Origin of the sequence: Paraburkholderia sp. UCT70, from assembly GCF_050434085.1 — a bacterium.
Lineage (GTDB): Bacteria > Pseudomonadota > Gammaproteobacteria > Burkholderiales > Burkholderiaceae > Paraburkholderia > Paraburkholderia tuberum.
Map to the genome: position 1 here is coordinate 2,160,128 of NZ_JBNPVZ010000002.1, position 17,970 is coordinate 2,178,097.

General features: G+C 65.9%; 11 protein-coding genes. 7 read left to right on the top strand and 4 right to left on the bottom strand.

The features are described 5' to 3' along the window. Positions 1–64: 64 nt before the first annotated feature. On the top strand, positions 65–637 hold the full coding sequence (locus OKW41_RS12260) for an FUSC family protein (RefSeq protein ID WP_429572647.1): 573 nt from the start codon (positions 65–67) through the stop codon (positions 635–637). Positions 638–662: 25 nt separating this feature from the next. Here OKW41_RS12260 and OKW41_RS12265 read toward each other — a convergent pair whose 3' ends face one another. Further along, the gene (locus OKW41_RS12265; RefSeq protein WP_429572648.1) at positions 663–1,643 is read right to left on the bottom strand and encodes a cupin domain-containing protein; all 981 of its coding nucleotides are present in this window, start codon (positions 1,641–1,643) and stop codon (positions 663–665) included. A 117-nt stretch (positions 1,644–1,760) separates the two neighbouring features. Between OKW41_RS12265 and OKW41_RS12270 the strand changes: the two genes are divergently transcribed. Next, on the top strand, positions 1,761–2,102 hold the full coding sequence (locus OKW41_RS12270; protein WP_184009880.1) for a carboxymuconolactone decarboxylase family protein: 342 nt from the start codon (positions 1,761–1,763) through the stop codon (positions 2,100–2,102). A gap of 141 nt (positions 2,103–2,243) precedes the next feature. On the opposite strand, the gene OKW41_RS12275 is transcribed toward OKW41_RS12270, so the two are convergent. After that, positions 2,244–3,740: a carbohydrate porin gene (locus OKW41_RS12275; protein ID WP_429572649.1), complete on the bottom strand. Its 1,497-nt coding sequence runs from the start codon at positions 3,738–3,740 to the stop codon at positions 2,244–2,246. Between the two features lie 1,158 nt (positions 3,741–4,898). Between OKW41_RS12275 and OKW41_RS12280 the strand changes: the two genes are divergently transcribed. From OKW41_RS12280 to OKW41_RS12290, 3 genes are all read left to right on the top strand, one after another. After that, complete coding sequence (locus OKW41_RS12280) at positions 4,899–5,039, top strand: hypothetical protein (protein WP_184009884.1); 141 nt, start codon at positions 4,899–4,901, stop codon at positions 5,037–5,039. Between the two features lie 214 nt (positions 5,040–5,253). Continuing rightward, complete coding sequence (locus OKW41_RS12285; RefSeq protein ID WP_429572650.1) at positions 5,254–7,005, top strand: ABC transporter permease; 1,752 nt, start codon at positions 5,254–5,256, stop codon at positions 7,003–7,005. A 10-nt stretch (positions 7,006–7,015) separates the two neighbouring features. After that, positions 7,016–8,353 carry an AAA-associated domain-containing protein gene (locus tag OKW41_RS12290; protein ID WP_429572651.1) on the top strand — a complete coding sequence of 446 codons (1,338 nt, stop codon included), beginning with the start codon at positions 7,016–7,018 and terminating at the stop codon, positions 8,351–8,353. Positions 8,354–8,523: 170 nt separating this feature from the next. Here the strand turns inward: OKW41_RS12290 and OKW41_RS12295 are convergent, their stop codons facing one another. Beyond that, the gene (locus OKW41_RS12295) at positions 8,524–9,579 is read right to left on the bottom strand and encodes an aldo/keto reductase (RefSeq protein WP_429572652.1); all 1,056 of its coding nucleotides are present in this window, start codon (positions 9,577–9,579) and stop codon (positions 8,524–8,526) included. A 261-nt stretch (positions 9,580–9,840) separates the two neighbouring features. Here OKW41_RS12295 and OKW41_RS12300 point away from each other — a divergent pair, with 261 nt between their 5' ends. After that, complete coding sequence (locus OKW41_RS12300; RefSeq protein WP_429572653.1) at positions 9,841–14,541, top strand: DEAD/DEAH box helicase; 4,701 nt, start codon at positions 9,841–9,843, stop codon at positions 14,539–14,541. A 205-nt stretch (positions 14,542–14,746) separates the two neighbouring features. Next, positions 14,747–16,750 carry a cyclic di-GMP phosphodiesterase gene (gene pdeR, locus OKW41_RS12305; protein ID WP_429443718.1) on the top strand — a complete coding sequence of 668 codons (2,004 nt, stop codon included), beginning with the start codon at positions 14,747–14,749 and terminating at the stop codon, positions 16,748–16,750. An 18-nt stretch (positions 16,751–16,768) separates the two neighbouring features. On the opposite strand, the gene OKW41_RS12310 is transcribed toward pdeR, so the two are convergent. Then, entirely contained in the window at positions 16,769–17,872 is a 1,104-nt protein-coding gene (locus tag OKW41_RS12310; RefSeq protein ID WP_429572654.1) for a malate/lactate/ureidoglycolate dehydrogenase, read from the bottom strand. Positions 17,873–17,970: the final 98 nt, after the last annotated feature.

A 17,970-nucleotide genomic window follows, 5' to 3' on the forward strand; every position in this document is an offset into this window, starting at 1 on the left:
TGGAAGCGTAAAGCGGAGCCGCTAGAATACGGCACCCCCTGCCCAGCCGAGCCGCCTTCATCCGATGACTCCGTCCGACGATTCAAGCCCTTCCTCACGCACGCACGCCGCCGATGCGCTGTTCGCTTTCCTGAAGACGCTGCCGCTCGGCGACCGCTTGATCGAGGGCGGCTTCATGGCCGTGCAGGCCGTGGCGGGCGCGAGTCTCGCGTTCGGCATCGGTCGCGCGCTGCACACCGAGCAGGCGTTCTGGGCCGCGATCACCGCGATCGCGGTGAGCCAGCATAGTTATATCGACACCCGCAAGCTGTCGCGCGATCAGTTCATCGGTGCGATGGTCGGCGGTATTTGCGGGCTGATCGGCACGCTCGCGGGCGGCGGCCATTTTGCCGCGTACGCGGCGACCGTGGCGGTCGCGATCCTGATCTGCTGGGTCGTCAACGTCGGCAGCGCAGCGCGCCTCGGCGGCATCACCGCGACGATCATGCTGCTGGCGCCAGGCATCGGCCCGGCGTGGGACAAGGCCTTTCTGCGGCTTGCCGAAGTGACGCTCGGCACGGTCTGCGCGCTCGTGGTCGCCCGACTGATGGCGTCGCTCGAAAGGCGCGCGTTCAGCAAGGGCGGACCGCCCAGATAGAATCGCCCACGCGTTGAGTCTTTAGTCACTCATCCAGAGCACCGTCCGTTGGTGTGCGGCGCCGGTAACGTCCCGGTGTCACACCGACGCTTTGCGCGAACGCCTTGCCGAACGCCGCCTCCGATTGATAGCCGACCGCCTCGCCGATGTCCGCCGCGCTGCGTTGTGTGCGCAACAGCAGATCGCTGGCGATCGCCATGCGGATCTGCGTCAGAAAATCCATCACGGTCACGCCCGCGCGCTCGTTGAAGTGGCGCGCGTATGTCGCGCGCGACATCGCCGCGCGCTCGCCGAGTTCAGAGATCGTCCATGCGCGTTCAGGCGCGTCGAGCATGGCCTGCACCGATGCGCCGAGGCGTGCGTCCGTCAGCAACGCGAGCATCCCGGTGCCGTTCGCATTGCGCTCGCCGTGCACGCGCAGTGCCATCGCGAGCAGCGCGTGGCTCAAGGCCGTCACGATCGCGAGCGCGCCAGGCTGACGCCGCTCCGCTTCGCCGCGCATCAGAGCGATCACCGTCTGCAACGCATCGAGCGTTTGCGCATCCCCGAGCGATACGTGCAGCGGATCGGGCAGCACATTGAGCAGCAACGCCGATGAACCGGGCGCATAGACGAAGCGGCCGCACAGCAGATCGACGCCGTCGTGAACCGCGGTGTCGTTGGGCGCGTGCGCGGCCGTGGCAGTGGTTTCGTGGTCATCGTTGCGCCGCACCGGCAGCATGCCGTCATGCCCGAGCGTCAACGGCAGGCCACCCGCCGAGCGCTTTACATCGCGCACGCGATGCGCGGCGCCACGCGGAAACAGCATGAAATCGCCGGCCTGCAATTCGAGCGGCACGCCGGCGGCGGTCTCGATCACACAGCTGCCGTCGAGCACCAGATGAAACGGCGCGACGCCGGCCTCCAGCGGCGCGTGATCGATGTCGAATGCGCCTGATAGCAGGCAGCGAAGATCGAGACTCGCTTGCGGCCTGGCGAGGTCGATCAGGCGACTGAGCGTGTCCATGAGACGAGCGCGCTAAAAGTTGAGTCGAATGAGTATTCAGGATATCGCGGCGCGGCGCAATACTTTGTCCCACGACGCCGGCAACCGCCGGCGCGCAACGGACCAAGGAGCACTGCCATGTTGAACTGGATCGATTACCGCAAGGAACTGTTCGGCCGTATCGGCGAAATGTCGAAGCTCGCGCCCGAAAGCGTGAAGGCGTATCAGGCGATGTCGAGCGCCGGTCAGAAGACCGATCTGCTCGGCGCGAAAACGCGCGAGCTGATTGCGCTCGCGGTAGCGGTCAGCCTGCGTTGTGACGGTTGTATCACGGTCCATACGGCCGAGGCGCTGAAGCACGGCGCGACCCGCGAGGAAATCGCCGAAGCGCTCGGCGTCGCGATGGCGATCAACGCGGGCGCGACGCTGGTGTACTCGGCGCGCACGCTGGACGCGGTCGCCGCGCATACGCAGGGGTAAGCGAGACTGATGATCAGACGCAGCGATCGCTAAGTCATCGTCCGTCCTTATGTGCCGCGTCGACCGGTCATGTCCGGCGATGCGGCGCGCGGCCCTTGGTGAAGCGATCGATCAAACGCGTACCAGCCTGATGACCGTTCCTCAGAACTGAATCGTCGTGCGCAAACCGAGAACCGCTTCGTTCTTGATGCGCTGGGACGAATCGTCCGGGTCCGGAATTCCGCCCCCCGGCCGCCAGAAGTACTGGAAGTCCGCTTGCAGCATCCACCACGGCGCGACCTGATACTGATAGGTGGCTTCGAGCATCGTCTCCGCGCTGCGCGACGGATAGCCTGGCGTGTACAGCGCCTGCGCGCTCGCGAGATCCTGCGCGTGCGAGCCGATCTTCGCATAGCCGAGCGCGAGCCCGACCACGTCGTTGTCGCGCCCCTTGAACGGCGCCTTGAGCGTCACGCCCGCGTTCACGCCGAGATCGACCAGATTGCGATCGCCCGGCGCACCCATGATGCGCGCGAACACACCGAGCGACTGCGGACTGTCGGAGCCCGCGCGCCACACCATCTGATCGGCGACCGCGTAGAAGCTGTAGTTGCCGCGATGACTCGTCGGCACGCCGTTGCTCGCCGGATTCGCTAGCGACACGCCGCTCGTGTCGAAACCCTGATCCGCGAAGTGGTTGCTGTTGTACCAGAAGCCGAGCTTGTAGGTGCCCGGCAGGCCGGCCGGTTTCGGGTCGGACGCATTCGCCGACGGCTGGTTGATCGCGTACTGCAGTTCGCCGATCACGAGCACGCCGTTGCCGAGATTGAAGTTCGTGCCGCTCGCGTCGAGCTTTTGCGGATCGCCGACGCCTGGCGCCGGATTGCCGTCGAATACGCCGCCCAACACGGTTACTCCGTTCGCGAACGACGCCCGCGCCCTCACGCCGAGCGACGACAGCGGATAGGCCGGGCCGCCCGCCGGCAGATCGACGGACGGCAGCACTGGCCAACCGAACGTCGCGTTCATGAAGGTGGCCGCGTACTGGCTGACCATGAACTCCTGATCGAGACTCTGCTGACCGATCTTCACGTCGACGTTGCCGAGCGACTGCTGATACCACAGTTCCCACAGACGGGTCGCGGCATCGGCTTCGATGCCGCTCGCGGTTTGCAGCGTTTGCAGATTTCTGGCGGTCAGGCTCGTGCCGTGAATCTGCAGACCGGACACGTTGAAAGTGCCGCCCGGCAATCCAAACGCCTTTTGCGTATCGACGACGAGTCCGAACTCGGTCAAGCCTTGATAAGCACCGCCGCGATTCGTCCCGCCCGACAGGTTGCCCATGTACTCGCCGGTCTCCTGCAGATTGAAAGTCACACCGTAGCTGCCGAGCCACGGACGCAAACCGCCCATGTCGCCGAGCAGGTTCGAGCGCTCCCACAATCCCGTGGGCGCGGCGACGCTCTGATCGGCGGGCGCCGCATGGTCCGTGGCGCCGGGAGCCAGTGCGGCCGGTGCAGTCGATGGCGCCGCTTGCGTCGGCGCGGCTTCGCCGGGTGTCTGCGCGAACGCGCAGGGAACGAGGCCGAGAGAAAGAACCGCGCTCACGGCGATGGCACCGCCGGAGCTCAGCGGTCTGCGCTTGTAGATATTTTCCATCACGTATCGGGGGTTGAAGTTATAGGCGGATCGCTCCGTTGTTATTCGCGCACGCAGGTGGCAAACGTGTGTTCAATTCATTGCCGGCATGCAAGCTTGCGCGAGCCAGCGACGTTACCGTGACGCACTCCGGCGCACAACGGCGCAACGCGCTTACGGATTCCGCCCGTAACAGGCGTTGCTGCAATATATGAAGCAGATAGGCAAGCATCATCCCTCCGCGCCGCTCGGCCCGAAGGCGAGCGCAATGCGAAAGCGCAACGGCCTCTGCAAGCAGAGGTTGCAGACGACCGTCAGAAAAGAGGAAGCGTGCTACGGAAAACCGGCAGCAAAGGCCGGTCAGAATTGAAGCGCGCTAACCCGACTTGGGCGAGTTAGCGGCGAAGGAGTGAACCTGCGGCGACTATCTCGCGGTTGTGTTGCCGGCGCTGGCCGGCATCGGACTTCCACTGCCTGAACATGCGTCCATGGATGACTCCTTCGATACGTTGGGGCGGATTGTATTGACATCGCCCGCAAAAGCGCAAGTAAAAAACGCATAAAGACAACGTCGGGTTCTCGGAGCCGCACGCAATGATTCTCGAGCTCGTTGCGCAAGCCTTCGTCGATAAATGTTGGCTCTGCTTACAGAATCTGGTTGACTCCGGGTTTTTACCGCGTCTAGAATTCGCCCGTCTTCTCAAATGGGGCTGATGCCTTGGACACCTGCAGTAGTCGATCTTCGAACAGTTTCACTGCCTGACCGGCAGAACGTCCGCGCCCCTTTCCCCACGCCGCCGTTCCGCCAGCAGGCAGAACGGTGCGCGCCGTAGCAAATCTTCTTCGTGCACCTCGATCATGAGCGCCATGTGGACGCGGCCTTCGCTCGTCCGCACTGGCACGCCCTCGCAAGCCTTCGGGTTAGCGGCCGACGCTCGCCGATACCCGCGCCTGGTCGCGGGTTCTGGCGTGGCCGGTAAAACCACGCTGCGCGCCCGAGCGCAGTTCAACCCGACGAGGAGCCCCATGCCCGACAGTGACAGTTGTTGTTTATGCCCCTTCCCTTCAGCCTTAGAGAAGGAAAGCAGCTAGCAACCTGACGCCGCGCCAAGCGTGCGACGTTGGACCGTCTGCCCGCTTTCCGCTTGCCGCGTCACATACGACGCGCGGAGAAACGTCATGTATTTCGCTCTGCTTTTGCCGCATCTGCCTTATCGCAACGAGTCGCGCGCTCACTACGAGTCGCTTCTGTCGCTCGATCCGGTCCAATCGAATCGGCTTGTCACGCTGTGGCGCCGAATCGGGTCGCTGCTCTCTTAAGTCCTGCCAGGTTTACGTCACGAATCAACGCCATTATCGAAAGACTGTGGCGTTGCCTCGTCGTGGCCGTTGCTTGCTGAATGAGCCCTTTCATCAACTTGCGATTCGTCATGTTCCAACTCAACAATCCCTCGCGAATCGATGCATGTGTCGCCGCCCTGTACGGCGACACGACTTCGCTGTGCGCGAATACCCACCGCCCCGGAGGTTACTGATGGAGTTCGGTTTCAACCTGAACCGCACCGCCAATGCATCCGCACGACGGCTGCGTCCAAACGGATGGGACTTCGTTGCGTTCCCGCTGATCATCTGCCTGATCGCGATGGCGTCGATCGGCTTTCACAAGACGCTCGCGCCGATGTCGACGCTCAACACGCAGGCGATCTCGCTCGATCCGGCCAACCTGCCCGAGTACGCGATGCGCACCACGCTGCGCATGCTCGCGGCGATGGTCGCGTCGCTGATCTTCACGCTGGTCTACGGGACGCTGGCCGCCAAGAGCCGCCGCGCCGGTCTCGTGCTGGTGCCGATCCTGGACATCCTGCAGTCGGTGCCGGTGCTCGGCTACATCTCGTTCACGGTCACGTTCTTCCTCGCGATGTTCCCGGGCCGCGTGCTCGGCGCCGAACTCGCCGCGATCTTCGCGATCTTCACGAGCCAGGCGTGGAACATGACGTTCAGCTTCTATCAGTCGCTGCGCACGGTGCCGCGCGATCTCGACGAAGTCTCGCGCGGCTTTCATCTGACTTCATGGCAGCGCTTCTGGAAACTCGAAGTGCCGTTCTCGATGCCCGGCCTGATCTGGAACATGATGATGTCGATGTCGGGCGGCTGGTTCTTCGTCGTGGCTTCCGAAGCGATTACGGTCGGCAATCATACGGTTACGCTGCCGGGCATCGGCGCCTACCTGGCGCAGGCGATCAGCGACAAGAACCTGCACGCGGTCGGCTGGGTCATCCTCGCGATGACGGTCGTGATTCTCGCCTATGACCAGTTGCTATTCCGTCCGCTCGTGGCGTGGGCCGACAAGTTCCGCATGGAGACCACGACTTCGGGCAACGCGCCGCAGTCCTGGCTGCTCGACATGATGCGGCGCACCCGTCTGATTCATCAGTTGCTGACGCCGGCGGGCGTGATGCTCGCGACCACCGCACGCATTCCGTTCCGTGTGCCTTTCGCGAGCGCGCGACGCGCCACCGGACCGCGCGGCGAGAAATCGACGCGCGTGGGGGACATCGTGTGCGGCGTGCTCGTATTCGTGCTGACGATCTATGCGATCTATCGCGTCGTCGCCTATGTGCGTGCCGGGGTCACGCTCGACGAGGTCGGTCACGTGTTCGTGCTCGGGCTCATCACACTACTGCGTGTCGCCGTGCTGATCGCGATCTCCTCGGCGATCTGGGTACCGATTGGGGTGTTGATCGGCCTGCGTCCGGCCCTCGCCGAGAAGGTCCAGCCGCTCGCGCAGTTTCTCGCCGCGTTCCCCGCGAACCTGCTGTTCCCGGTGTTCGTGATCGTGATCGTGCGCTTTCATCTGAATCCGGATATCTGGCTGTCGCCGCTGATCGTGCTCGGCACGCAGTGGTACATCCTGTTCAACGTGATCGCGGGCGCGACCGCCTATCCGAACGACTACCGCGAGGCGGCCATTAATTTCCGCATCCGGGGCTGGCAATGGTGGCGCCAGCTGATGCTGCCGGGCGTATTCCCTTACTACGTAACCGGCGCGATCACCGCATCGGGCGGCGCGTGGAACGCGAGCATCGTGTCCGAGTTCGTCCAGTGGGGCGATACCAATGTGGTCGCGCACGGCCTCGGCGCCTATATCGCCAAGACGACCGCCGCGGGCGACTTTCCGAAGATCATCCTTGGCGTCGCCGTGATGTCGCTATTCGTCACGCTATTCAACCGCGCGCTGTGGCGCCCCCTGTATGCCTTTGCCGAAATCAGGCTGCGACTCGACTAGGAGTGAACCCATGCAAAACGTCATTCAAGCCATTCCCGCCGACCTGCTCCAGTCGTCGCCGCGCGCGGGCGCGCAAGTGCTGAACATCGAGCACGTGAGCCGCGGCTTCCATAAAAACCAGAGCGAGCTGCTGGTGCTCGACGACGTCAATCTGACGCTGCACGAGGGCGAAATCGTCGGACTGCTCGGCCGCTCGGGCTCGGGTAAGTCGACGCTGCTGCGCATCATCGCCGGTCTGATCCGGCCGACGAGCGGCAATGCGACCTACCTGGGCAAGCCGCTCGACGGTCCCGCCGAAGGTGTCGCGATGGTGTTCCAGACCTTCGCGCTGTTTCCGTGGCTGACGGTGCTGCAGAACGTCGAAGCGGGGCTGGAGGCGCTCGGCGTCGGCGTCGAGGAGCGGCGCACGCGCGCGCTCGCCGCGATCGATCTGATCGGCCTCGACGGTTTCGAAAACGCGTATCCGCGCGAACTGTCGGGCGGCATGAGGCAGCGCGTCGGCTTCGCGCGCGCGCTCGTCGTCGATCCGACCATCCTGCTGATGGACGAGCCGTTCTCCGCGCTCGACGTGCTGACCGCCGAAACGCTGCGCACCGACCTGCTCGACCTGTGGAACCAGGACCGCATGCCGATCAAGTCAGTGCTGATCGTCACGCACAACATCGAGGAAGCCGTGTTCATGTGCGATCGCATTCTCGTGCTGTCGTCGAACCCCGGGCGCGTGGTGGCCGAGACCGTAGTGCCGTTCGCGCATCCGCGCAACCGGCTCGACCCGGATTTTCGCGCGCTCGTCGACGAAATCTACGCGAAGATGACCGCGCGCCCCAGCGACACCGCGGCCAAACGCGAACTCGAACCCGGCAGCTGGTTGCCGAACGTGTCGACCAACCTGATGGCCGGTCTGCTCGAAACGCTCGCTGCAGCGCCCTACAACGGCCGCGCCGACATGCCCGACATCGCGCGCACACTGCAGCTGGAAGTCGACGAACTGTTCCCGATCGCGGAGATGCTGCAGTACCTCGGCTTTGCCGAAGTCAGCGAGGGTGACGTGTTCCTGACGCCACCCGCGCATCGATTCGCCGAGGGCAGCACGCAGGAGCGCAAGATCATGTTCGCCGATCATCTGTTGCAGCGCGTGCCGCTCGCCGCGCGAATCAGAAAGGTGCTCAACGAACGGCCCGGACATCGCGCGCCGCGCGTGCGCTTCGAGCAGGAACTCGAGGACCTGCTGTCCGACAGCGCGGCACAGGAGACACTCGATGCGGTGATTGACTGGGGTCGTTACGCGGAAATCTTCTCGTACAACGACAAGACGGAGACTTTCAGTCTCGCGGACGTCGAGACCTGAGCGAGTGCCGAAACGAAATGGCCGCGGAGAACCTGAGAGCGGTGGATCGTCTTCACGAGTTGGCGGTTTTTCCAGTTGACCGCCTCAGGCCCACGCGCGCGAGCATGAAACTCGCGCGGCCCATCGATGAAGATTCGGGCTTCCAAGGCGAACGCGAGTACGCCGTCGCGTTATCGCTGCACGACGTGCCGAACCTCGGCCAGCTGCTGCCGGCGTTGCTCGCCCTGCCGCTCCAGCATCCAGCCGGGGTACTCCGCCGGCAGCGCGCTGACTTCGGCCAGCTTCGCGAGCTCATCGGCGGATAGCGCGACGTTGGTCGCCGCGATGTTGTCGTCGAGCTGCTCGATTTTCTTCGCGCCGACGATCACCGTGCTGACGACACGCTGATGCAGCAGCCACGCCAGCGCGATCTGCGCGACCGAGACGTTTTTCGCTGCAGCGATTTCGCGCATCACGTCGATGCAGTCATACGCGCGCTCGCGATCGACAGGCGGAAAATCGAAGTTCGTGCGACGGCTGCCCGCCTCGGCCTGCTGCTCGCGTCCGTATTTGCCGCTCAGCAAACCGCCCGCAAGCGGACTCCACACCATCAGGCCGAGGCCTTCGCTTTGCAGCATCGGCACGAGTTCGCGTTCGAGATCGCGGCCCGCGAGCGTGTAATACGCCTGCAGCGTTTCGAAGCGTGCGGTGCCGAGCCGCTCGGCGATGCCGAGCGCCTTCGCGATCTGCCACGCAGCCCAGTTCGACACGCCGACGTAGCGCACGTGGCCGTGCTGCACGAGCGTATCGAGCGCACGCACGGTTTCCTCGATCGGCGTGGCCGGATCGAAACCGTGGATCTGATACAGGTCGACGTGATCGAGTTGCAGACGCCTCAGGCTCGCCTTGATGCCGTCGAGGATGTGATAGCGCGACGCGCCGCGCGCGTTTGCGAACTCGCCGGTCTGGCCGAACACCTTGGTCGCGATCACGACCTTGTCGCGCGGTACTTGCAGATTCTTCAGCGCCTGGCCGGTGATCTGCTCGGACAGGCCGCCCGCGTAAACGTCGGCGGTGTCGATGAAATTGATGCCCGCGTCGAGCGCCCGGCCGACCAGCCGCTCCGCGTCGCTCTGCTGCAGATCGCCGATCTGCCGCCAGATGCCTTCGCCACCGCCGAAGGTCATCGTGCCCAAACACAACTCTGAAACAAACACACCGGTACGGCCCAACTGGTTATATCGCATCGTCGACGCTCCATCGTGGGTGCAGGAAGAGTCGTCAAGCGTACTGCAATTGGCGGAGGTTGGTAGGAGTGGCACACACGCCGCAAAAGACTACGAATTCCAGCAGCGGCGCGAAGCCCGATGCGCTGCGCACGAGCGGCGAAAACCTGCGAGACTGACGGCTATTGCGCCGTCAGCGTGGAATGACCCACAACCGCCAAAACGGTCGACATTGCCCGGTGCCGACTGGATATCCCCCGCGCCGCCCTCATCTGCACAAGCATGACTTCGGCAAAGACTTCCGCCGCACTCGACGCGGCGCCCCGCTCCCGCAAGGCCCGCTCCACCGCGAGCGCGGCGCGCCCCGCCGCGCCAGCCTTACCGCCAGCCCAGCAGGCACTCGACGGTTTTCACCCAGCCGTCGCCAACTGGTTCCAGCAAACCTTCGCCGCCCCGACCGACGCACAAGCCGCCGCGTGGCCGCAGATCCGTAGCGGCCGCTCGACGCTGGTCGCCGCGCCGACGGGCTCCGGCAAGACGCTGACCGCATTCCTGTCCGCGCTGAACGACCTGGTCTTGCAAGGCCTCGCGAACGGCGGCACGCTGCCCGACGAAACGCTGGTCGTCTACGTGTCGCCGCTGAAGGCGCTTTCGAACGACATCCGCCTGAATCTGCAACTGCCGCTGCAAGGCATCGCCGCCGAACTCGACAGGCTCGGCCTGCCGCCGCTCGACATTCGCACCGCGGTGCGCACCGGCGATACCACGCAGCAGGAACGCAACGCGTTGAAAAAGCGCGCGCCGCACATTCTCGTGACGACGCCCGAGTCGCTGTACGTGCTGCTCGGCTCGGATTCTGGCCGCCGCATGCTGGCGACGGTGCGCACGGTGATCGTCGATGAGATTCATGCGCTCGCCGGCAGCAAGCGCGGCAGTCATCTCGCGCTGAGCCTCGAACGGCTCGACGCCCTCTGCGCCCGGCGCCTGCCGCGCATCGGGCTGTCGGCGACGCAAAAGCCGGTCAGCGCGGTCGCGCGGTTTCTGGTCGGCGGCGCGAGCCTCGAGAGCGACGTACCGGCCGAGTGCGCGGTGATCGACGTCGGCCACGTCCGCGCGCGCGACCTCGCGCTCGAGATCCCGCCGGTGCCGCTCGAAGCGGTGATGGCCAACGAAGTGTGGGAGCGCGTCTACGACCGGCTCGCCGAGCTGGTCGCGCAGCATCGCACGACGCTGATCTTCGTCAACACGCGCCGGATGGCCGAGCGCGCCGCGCGTCATCTGACCGAGCGGCTCGGCAAGGACGCGGTCGCCGCGCATCACGGCAGTCTCGCGAAAGAACATCGTTTCGACGCCGAACAGCGCCTGAAACGCGGCGAACTGCGCGTGCTGATCGCGACCGCTTCGCTCGAACTCGGCATCGATATCGGCGACGTCGACCTCGTCTGCCAGATGGGTTCGCCACGCGCGATCGCGCCGTTCCTGCAACGCGTCGGCCGCTCGGGCCACCACGTCGGCGGCATGCCGAAGGGGCGGCTCTTTCCCGCCTCGCGCGACGACCTGCTCGAATGCGCGGCGCTGCTCGATTGCGTGCGGCGTGGCGAACTCGATGCGCTGCGCATCCCGCGCGCGCCGCTCGACGTGCTCGCGCAGCAGATCGTCGCGGAAGTGTCGAGCGCCGAGTGGAGCGAGGATGCGCTGTTCGACATGCTGCGGCGCGCAGCGCCGTACGCGGATCTGTCGCGCGAGCAATACGACGCGGTGCTGCGCATGCTCGCCGAGGGCTACACGAGCCGCCACGGCCCGCGCGCCGCGTACGTGCATCGCGATGCGGTAAGCGGCACGCTGCGCGGCCGGCGCGGCGGCAAGCTGGTCGCCGTAACGTCGGGCGGCACGATCCCCGAAAACGCCGATTACGCCGTCGTGCTCGAACCGCAGGCGATCAATATCGGCACCGTCAACGAGGACTTCGCGGTCGAAAGTCTCGCCGGCGATGTGTTCCAGCTCGGCAACGCGTCGTATCGGATTCTGCGAATCGAGAGTGGCCGGGTGCGGGTCGAGGACGCACAAGGGCAACCGCCGAACATTCCGTTCTGGCTCGGCGAGGCGCCGGGGCGCAGCGACGAGCTGTCTTTCGCGGTCACGAGATTGCGGGAGCAGGTCGAGCGTTTGCTGACGGAGGGCGAGCCGGCGTCACACGCGGTTGCGTCGGTGCCAATCGCCGCGGCGCAATTCGAAGCAGCCGCAACGCCCGCGAAATCCGCGGCAAAGAGAGGACGCAAAGCGAAAGCTGCCGTGGCGCAGAGCGCGACGCAGACCACAACGGCGTCCGCAACCGCCGCAGCCACGTTGGCCGCGAGCGAAGCCGAACCCACGACCGCGCGCCTCGACCACGCCATCGCCTGGCTCGCCGACGAGCTCGCGCTCGACGAGCCCGCCGCGCGCCAGATCGTCGAATACCTGGCGCGTGCCCGCGCCGCGCTCGGCGTGCTGCCGACGCAAAGCACGCTGGTGATGGAGCGCTTCTTCGACGAATCGGGCGGCACCCAGCTCGTGATCCACTCGCCGTTCGGCAGCCGCGTGAACCGCGCGTGGGGGCTCGCGCTGCGCAAGCGCTTCTGCCGCAGCTTCAACTTCGAGTTGCAGGCCGCCGCCACCGAAGATGCGATCGTGCTGTCGCTGACCGGCAGCCACTCGTTCGTGCTCGACGAGGTCTGGCGCTATCTGCACTCGAACAGCGCCGAACGTCTGCTGATCCAGGCACTGCTCGATGCGCCATTGTTCGGCGTGCGCTGGCGCTGGAACGCGACGACCGCGCTCGGCCTGCCGCGCTACACAGGCGGCCGCAAGACCGCGCCGCAACTGCAGCGCATGCGCAGCGAGGATCTGCTCGCGAGCGTGTTCCCCGAGCAGGCCGCGTGTCTGGAGAACGTCGTCGGCGAACGCGAGGTGCCGCGCCACCCCTTGGTCGACCAAACCATCGACGACTGTCTGCACGACGCGATGGACAGCGAACGCTGGCTCGCGCTGCTGCGCCGCATCGAGCGCGGCGAGTTGCGGCTCGTCGCGCGTGATCTGCCGGCGCCGTCACCGCTCGCCGCCGAAATCCTGACCGCGAAGCCCTACGCGTATCTCGACGACGCGCCGATCGAGGAGCGCCGCACCCAAGCGGTGCTGAACCGCCGCTGGGCGGACCCTGCAAGCGCCGACGATCTTGGCGCGCTCGACGCCGCCGCGATCGACAGCGTGCGCGACGAGGCATGGCCGCAGGCGCGCAACGCCGACGAAATGCACGAAGCGCTGACGGGCCTCGCGTGCATCACCGGGGCCGAGGCGCTCGCGCACGAGGATTGGCCGACGCTGCTTGCGGCGTTGGCGAAAGCCGGCCGGGCGACGCGCTTGCCGCTGGCCGTGCAAGCCAACGCGAGCACGGGCAACGACAACGCCAGCGACAGCGCACTGTGGCTGCCCGCCGAACGCCTCACCTGTTTCGAAGCGCTCTACCCCGGCATCGCGCGCAATCGCTACATGCCGCCGCTGAGCGCCCCGAAGGGCTACACCGAGAGCTGGAGCGCCGACGACGCGCTCGTCGACGTGTTGCGCGCGCGGCTGACCGGCTTCGGCCCGCTGACAGTCGAGGCGATCGCGCGCCCGCTCGGTTTGCCGGCCGACCGGATCGAACAGGCGCTGATCCGGCTCGAAGCCGAAGGCTATCTGTTGCGCGGCTGCTTCACGCCGCACACGAGCGACGAGGAATGGTGTGAACGACACCTGCTCGCACGCATCCACCGCTACACGGTGAGGCGGCTGCGGCGTGAGGTCGAGCCGGTCGAGCGGCACGACTTCATGCGCTTCCTGTTCGAATGGCAGCATCTGACGCCGACGACTCAGCATCTGACGCCGACGTCGCGCGCCGAAGGCCGCGACGCGCTCGCCGCCGCGCTCGACCAGCTCGAAGGCTTCCAGGCCGCGGCTGGCGCGTGGGAGGAAGACATCCTGCCCGCGCGCGTGCGTGCCTACACCAGCAGTTCGCTCGATGAGCTATGCCGCGCCGGCAAGATCGTCTGGACCCGCCTGACCGAGCGGGCGCGCGGCGCCGCCGGTCCGGTCCGCGGCACGCCGATCGTGCTGCTGCCGCGCGCCCAGCTGCGTGCGTGGCGCGCGCTGCTCGATCCGGCGCGCCAGGTCGAGTTGTCGGCGCTCGCGCAAAGCGTGCACGACACCCTCGCGCAACACGGCGCGATGTTCTTCGACGAACTGCTCGCCGAGGTGCGCGTGCTGCGCATGGAGCTCGAAAACGCGCTCGGCGAGCTGGTCGCGGCTGGCCTCGCGAACTCCGACAGCTTCGCGGGCTTGCGCGCGCTGCTGAAGCCGGTCGCCAAGCGCAACGCGTTTTCCAGCAGCCGGCGTGCGCGAGCGAGCGCGCTGATCGGCGGCATGGACGACGCGGGGCGTTGGGCGCTCGTAAGCCGTCCGTCCGCCGTCGCGCCGGAAAATCCACCCGAACGGCGGCGCCAGTTGCCGCCCGAGGCGCTCGAACACGTCGCAATGACGTTGCTGCGCCGCTACGGTGTCGTGTTCTGGCGCGTGCTCGAACGCGAGGCCGAATGGCTTCCGCCGTGGCGCGATCTGCTGCGCGTTCTGCAGAGGCTCGAGGCGCGCGGCGTGATCCGCGGCGGGCGGTTCGTCAACGGACTCGCGGGTGAGCAGTTCGCGCTGCCCGAGGCGATTCCGCTGCTGCGCGAGGTGCGCCGGCAGCCGAACGACGGTGCTCTTATCTGCGTTGCTGGGACCGATCCGCTGAATCTCGTCGGCACGCTGCTGGTCGGAGACAAGGTGCCGGCCGTGACCGGAAACCGCGTGCTGTATCGCGACGGCGTGATGGCGGCCACGCTGGTGGCCGGCAAGTTCCGGTTCGACGCGGCGCTCGACGCCAACCCGCCCGAACGCGAACGCGCCCGCGCGCTGCTGGCGCGCCGCCTCTAGCGACGTCATCGTGGCGTCGTTCTGGCGGGTATTAATCGCGCCGCGCGCGGCCGCGCCGGCCCATACCCATGGTTAGCAAAACGTTAACGATTCTTCGCTCGAGTTGTCACGCTTAGATACAATGAGGCAGTTTCACTTTAGTATGAGGAAGACTGTCTGCCGCCGCCCGTCTTGATAGGGACCGCCGGCACACTCCGGGGATTTCATGAGCGACGAGCTACACGACCAGGTGCTTCACGCGCGGTTCGGCACGAGCAGCCCTTGCTGGCACCTGGCGGCGGCCAGCGACACGCTGGAACTCGTGCCTGCGCACGGCCACGCGGCTGTCGGCGTCGCCATTTCCCTCACCTCTTCTCAAGCTTCCCAGGTCCGCGCGCTGAGCGGCGTGACCTCCCACGTCGTCGTCGACGTTCAGTTGGACGCCGCGCCGCTGCGGCTGCATCTGGTCGGCAAGAAACTCGATTGTCATCGCTGGGGCGGCACCGCGTCGGCCGATGGCGACACCGAATCCGTCGCGCGAGCGCTGCTGCACGGTCTGTCGTTCGCTGAACAGGTCGTCTCGGAGGTCAATTCGGTCGTCGTGATCGTCGACCGGAACGGCCGGATACAGCGCTTCAACCGGCTCGCCGAGGAGCTGACCGGACTCAGGGAAGAGGACATCATCGGCCGCAGCGTCTGGACGTTGTTCATGTCGTCCGACGACGGCGGGGTCTCGAACGAGGTCAGCGCGAATTTTTTCAATCGTGGCGAACCGTACGAGATCGAACGGCGCATCAAAACGGTGCACGGCGAACGGCTGTTCCTGTTCCGCAACAAATTCGTGCGCAGCGGCAGCGGCATCGAAGAGCAGTTCCTGATCTGCTCGGGCACCGACATCACCGAGCAGCGGCTCGCGCAGGACCGCCTGATCGAGCAGGCCACCACCGACCCGCTCACTGGCCTCGCCAATCGCAACGCAATCCAGGAGCGCATCCAGATCGCGATCGAACTGTCCGTGCCGGGCGAAACCGTCGGCGTCCTGTTTCTCGATCTCGACAACTTCAAGAAGGTCAACGATCACTACGGCCACGTGTTCGGCGACCGGCTGATCTGCGACGTGTCGGACGCGATCCGCAACTGCCTGAATCCGGGCGACTCGCTCGCGCGTCTGGGCGGCGACGAATTCATCGTGCTCGCGGCGAAGGGCTCCGCGCATGACCTGGAAAACACCGCGCTGCGCATTCTCGATCGTATGCGCATGCCGTTCGCTGTCGGGCTCGTCGAGGTCTATACCGGCTGCTCGATCGGCATCGCGCGTTCGCCCGAGCATGGCGAAACCCTCGAATCGCTGATCCGTTCGGCCGACACGGCGATGTACGTCGCGAAGGACGAAGGCAAGCGCACGCATCGCGTGTTCTCGCCGGACATGAATCGCCGCGTCGCGGAGTTCATGTGGCTCGACACGAATCTGCGCCGCGGACTCGAGGAAGGCCAGTTGGCGCTGCACTATCAGCCGAAGCTGAACCTCGCGACGGGCGCCGTGCAAGGCGCCGAAGCGCTGGTGCGCTGGAATTCGCCGGAGCGCGGCCAGATCATGCCGGCGGAATTCATCCGTTATGCCGAGGAATCCGGACTGATCGGCGTGCTCGGCCGCTGGGTGATGGAAACCGCGGCGAAACAGGCGGCCCGCTGGAAAGCGGCTGGCTATGACCTGCGCGTCGCGATCAACGTGTCGGCGCGACAGCTCACGGATACAGCCGTGGTCCGCCATTTCGCCGAGGCATTGCAGCACGCGAGTCTCGATCCATGCCTCGTCGACGTCGAACTGACCGAAAGCTGCCTGATCGAAAACGAAGCGGCCGCGATCGAGCTGATCAAGCAGTTCCGCCAACTCGGCGCGCAGGTGCATCTCGACGACTTCGGCACCGGCTACTCGTCGCTGTCGCAACTCGGCCGTATTCCGCTCGACGTGATCAAGCTCGACCGCAGCTTCACGCGCTCGATCCACGCGGACATGAAGGCACAGGCGCTGGTGCGCTCGATGGTCGCCGTCGCGCAGGAGCTCGATTTCCAGGTGGTCGCCGAAGGGATCGAAACCGAGGCGGAAGAAGCCTTCATGAAGGGGCTCGGCGTCGATTACGTGCAGGGCTTCCTGTACGCGAGGCCGATGCCCGCCACCGAGTTCGAGCGCTGGCTGCTCGACAGGCGCAAGCTCAGGCTGATCGCCTGAGGCCTGCTGTCGCGCGCTTCAGCCGAGGCGCGCGGACCAACCACCCACTTCGTCTTCATTCATCCCGACAGCGCGCGCCGCGGAGTGGATTTGCGTCCACGTAGCCGCGTCGATCGGAATGCCGGCGGCCTCGCGCTGCGCGCGCGTCACGCGCTCGGGCTCGCCGGGTTCGTAGATGCGCTCCGCGCCCGCCGCGAGCGGCGACGCCTTCACCCACGCGAGGAACGCATCGGCTTCGGCTTGCGCATCGGGCGCGTCGAATGCGGTGGGATCGATGATCACCGATAGCATGCAGTTGATGATCGCGTGCGTGGTAGCGAGCGTGTCCGCATGCGTCGTGAAGCCGCCCGACAGCGCACCGCCGAAAATCTCGCAGATCGCCGCGAGCCCGAAACCCTTGTAGCCGCCGAACGGCGTCAGCGCGCCGAACGGCGCTTCGTGCATGACTTTCGGTTCGAGCGTCGGCATGCCTTCGTGATCGATCAGCGCGCCGGGGGGTGTGTGCTTGCCCTGGTTATAAGCGACGCGCGTCTTGCCGAACGCGATCGTGCTGGTCGCGAAGTCGAGCACCAGCGGTGGTTTGCCGGGCCGCGGAAAAGCGGCGCAGAACGGATTCGTGCCGATGCGCCGGTCCGCGCCGCCGAATGGCGCGACGAGCGGATCGCCCGCCACGTTGACGAAGTGAAACGACACCAGCCCGGCGCGCGCGCACTGCTCTGCCCAATGCCCGATGCGGCCGATATGATGCGCGCCGCGCAAGCCCACCGCGCAGACGCCGAGCCGCCGCGCGCGCTCGATGCCCCGCTCCATCGCCTCGAACGCGATCACCTGACCGAAGCCCTTGCCGCCTTCGACGGTCAGTACCGCGCCCGCGTCCTTCACGACGTCGGCGTGTCGATTCAGTTGCAGTTGCTGGTCGGCGAGCGATTCGACATAGCGCGGGATCATGCCGACGCCGTGCGAGTCGTGCCCGGTCAGATTCGCGGCCACCAGATGATCGGCCACCAGCTCCGCTTCGCGCGGCGTACTGCCCGCTCGCTCCCAGATCGCCCTGACGTAGGCATGCAGTTGATCGACCGGAATCCGGGGCGTGGTGGTTTGGGCAGTCTGGGAGTCGGTCATTCAGCGTGTCGGTGAGGTTCGAACGGAAGGAATGAAACGGGCGGGAAAAACAGCTGCATCAAAGCAGCATCAATAAACAGCGGGCCCGGGTCACGCTC

What these genes read in the sequence shown, in the direction of transcription:
- OKW41_RS12260 (WP_429572647.1), top strand. Translation starts at nt 65, where the DNA reads ATGACTCCGTCCGACGATTCAAGCCCTTCCTCACGCACGCACGCCGCC.
- OKW41_RS12265 (WP_429572648.1), bottom strand. Translation starts at nt 1,643, where the DNA reads ATGGACACGCTCAGTCGCCTGATCGACCTCGCCAGGCCGCAAGCGAGT.
- OKW41_RS12270 (WP_184009880.1), top strand. Translation starts at nt 1,761, where the DNA reads ATGTTGAACTGGATCGATTACCGCAAGGAACTGTTCGGCCGTATCGGC.
- OKW41_RS12275 (WP_429572649.1), bottom strand. Translation starts at nt 3,740, where the DNA reads ATGGAAAATATCTACAAGCGCAGACCGCTGAGCTCCGGCGGTGCCATC.
- OKW41_RS12280 (WP_184009884.1), top strand. Translation starts at nt 4,899, where the DNA reads ATGTATTTCGCTCTGCTTTTGCCGCATCTGCCTTATCGCAACGAGTCG.
- OKW41_RS12285 (WP_429572650.1), top strand. Translation starts at nt 5,254, where the DNA reads ATGGAGTTCGGTTTCAACCTGAACCGCACCGCCAATGCATCCGCACGA.
- OKW41_RS12290 (WP_429572651.1), top strand. Translation starts at nt 7,016, where the DNA reads ATGCAAAACGTCATTCAAGCCATTCCCGCCGACCTGCTCCAGTCGTCG.
- OKW41_RS12295 (WP_429572652.1), bottom strand. Translation starts at nt 9,579, where the DNA reads ATGCGATATAACCAGTTGGGCCGTACCGGTGTGTTTGTTTCAGAGTTG.
- OKW41_RS12300 (WP_429572653.1), top strand. Translation starts at nt 9,841, where the DNA reads ATGACTTCGGCAAAGACTTCCGCCGCACTCGACGCGGCGCCCCGCTCC.
- pdeR (WP_429443718.1), top strand. Translation starts at nt 14,747, where the DNA reads ATGAGCGACGAGCTACACGACCAGGTGCTTCACGCGCGGTTCGGCACG.
- OKW41_RS12310 (WP_429572654.1), bottom strand. Translation starts at nt 17,872, where the DNA reads ATGACCGACTCCCAGACTGCCCAAACCACCACGCCCCGGATTCCGGTC.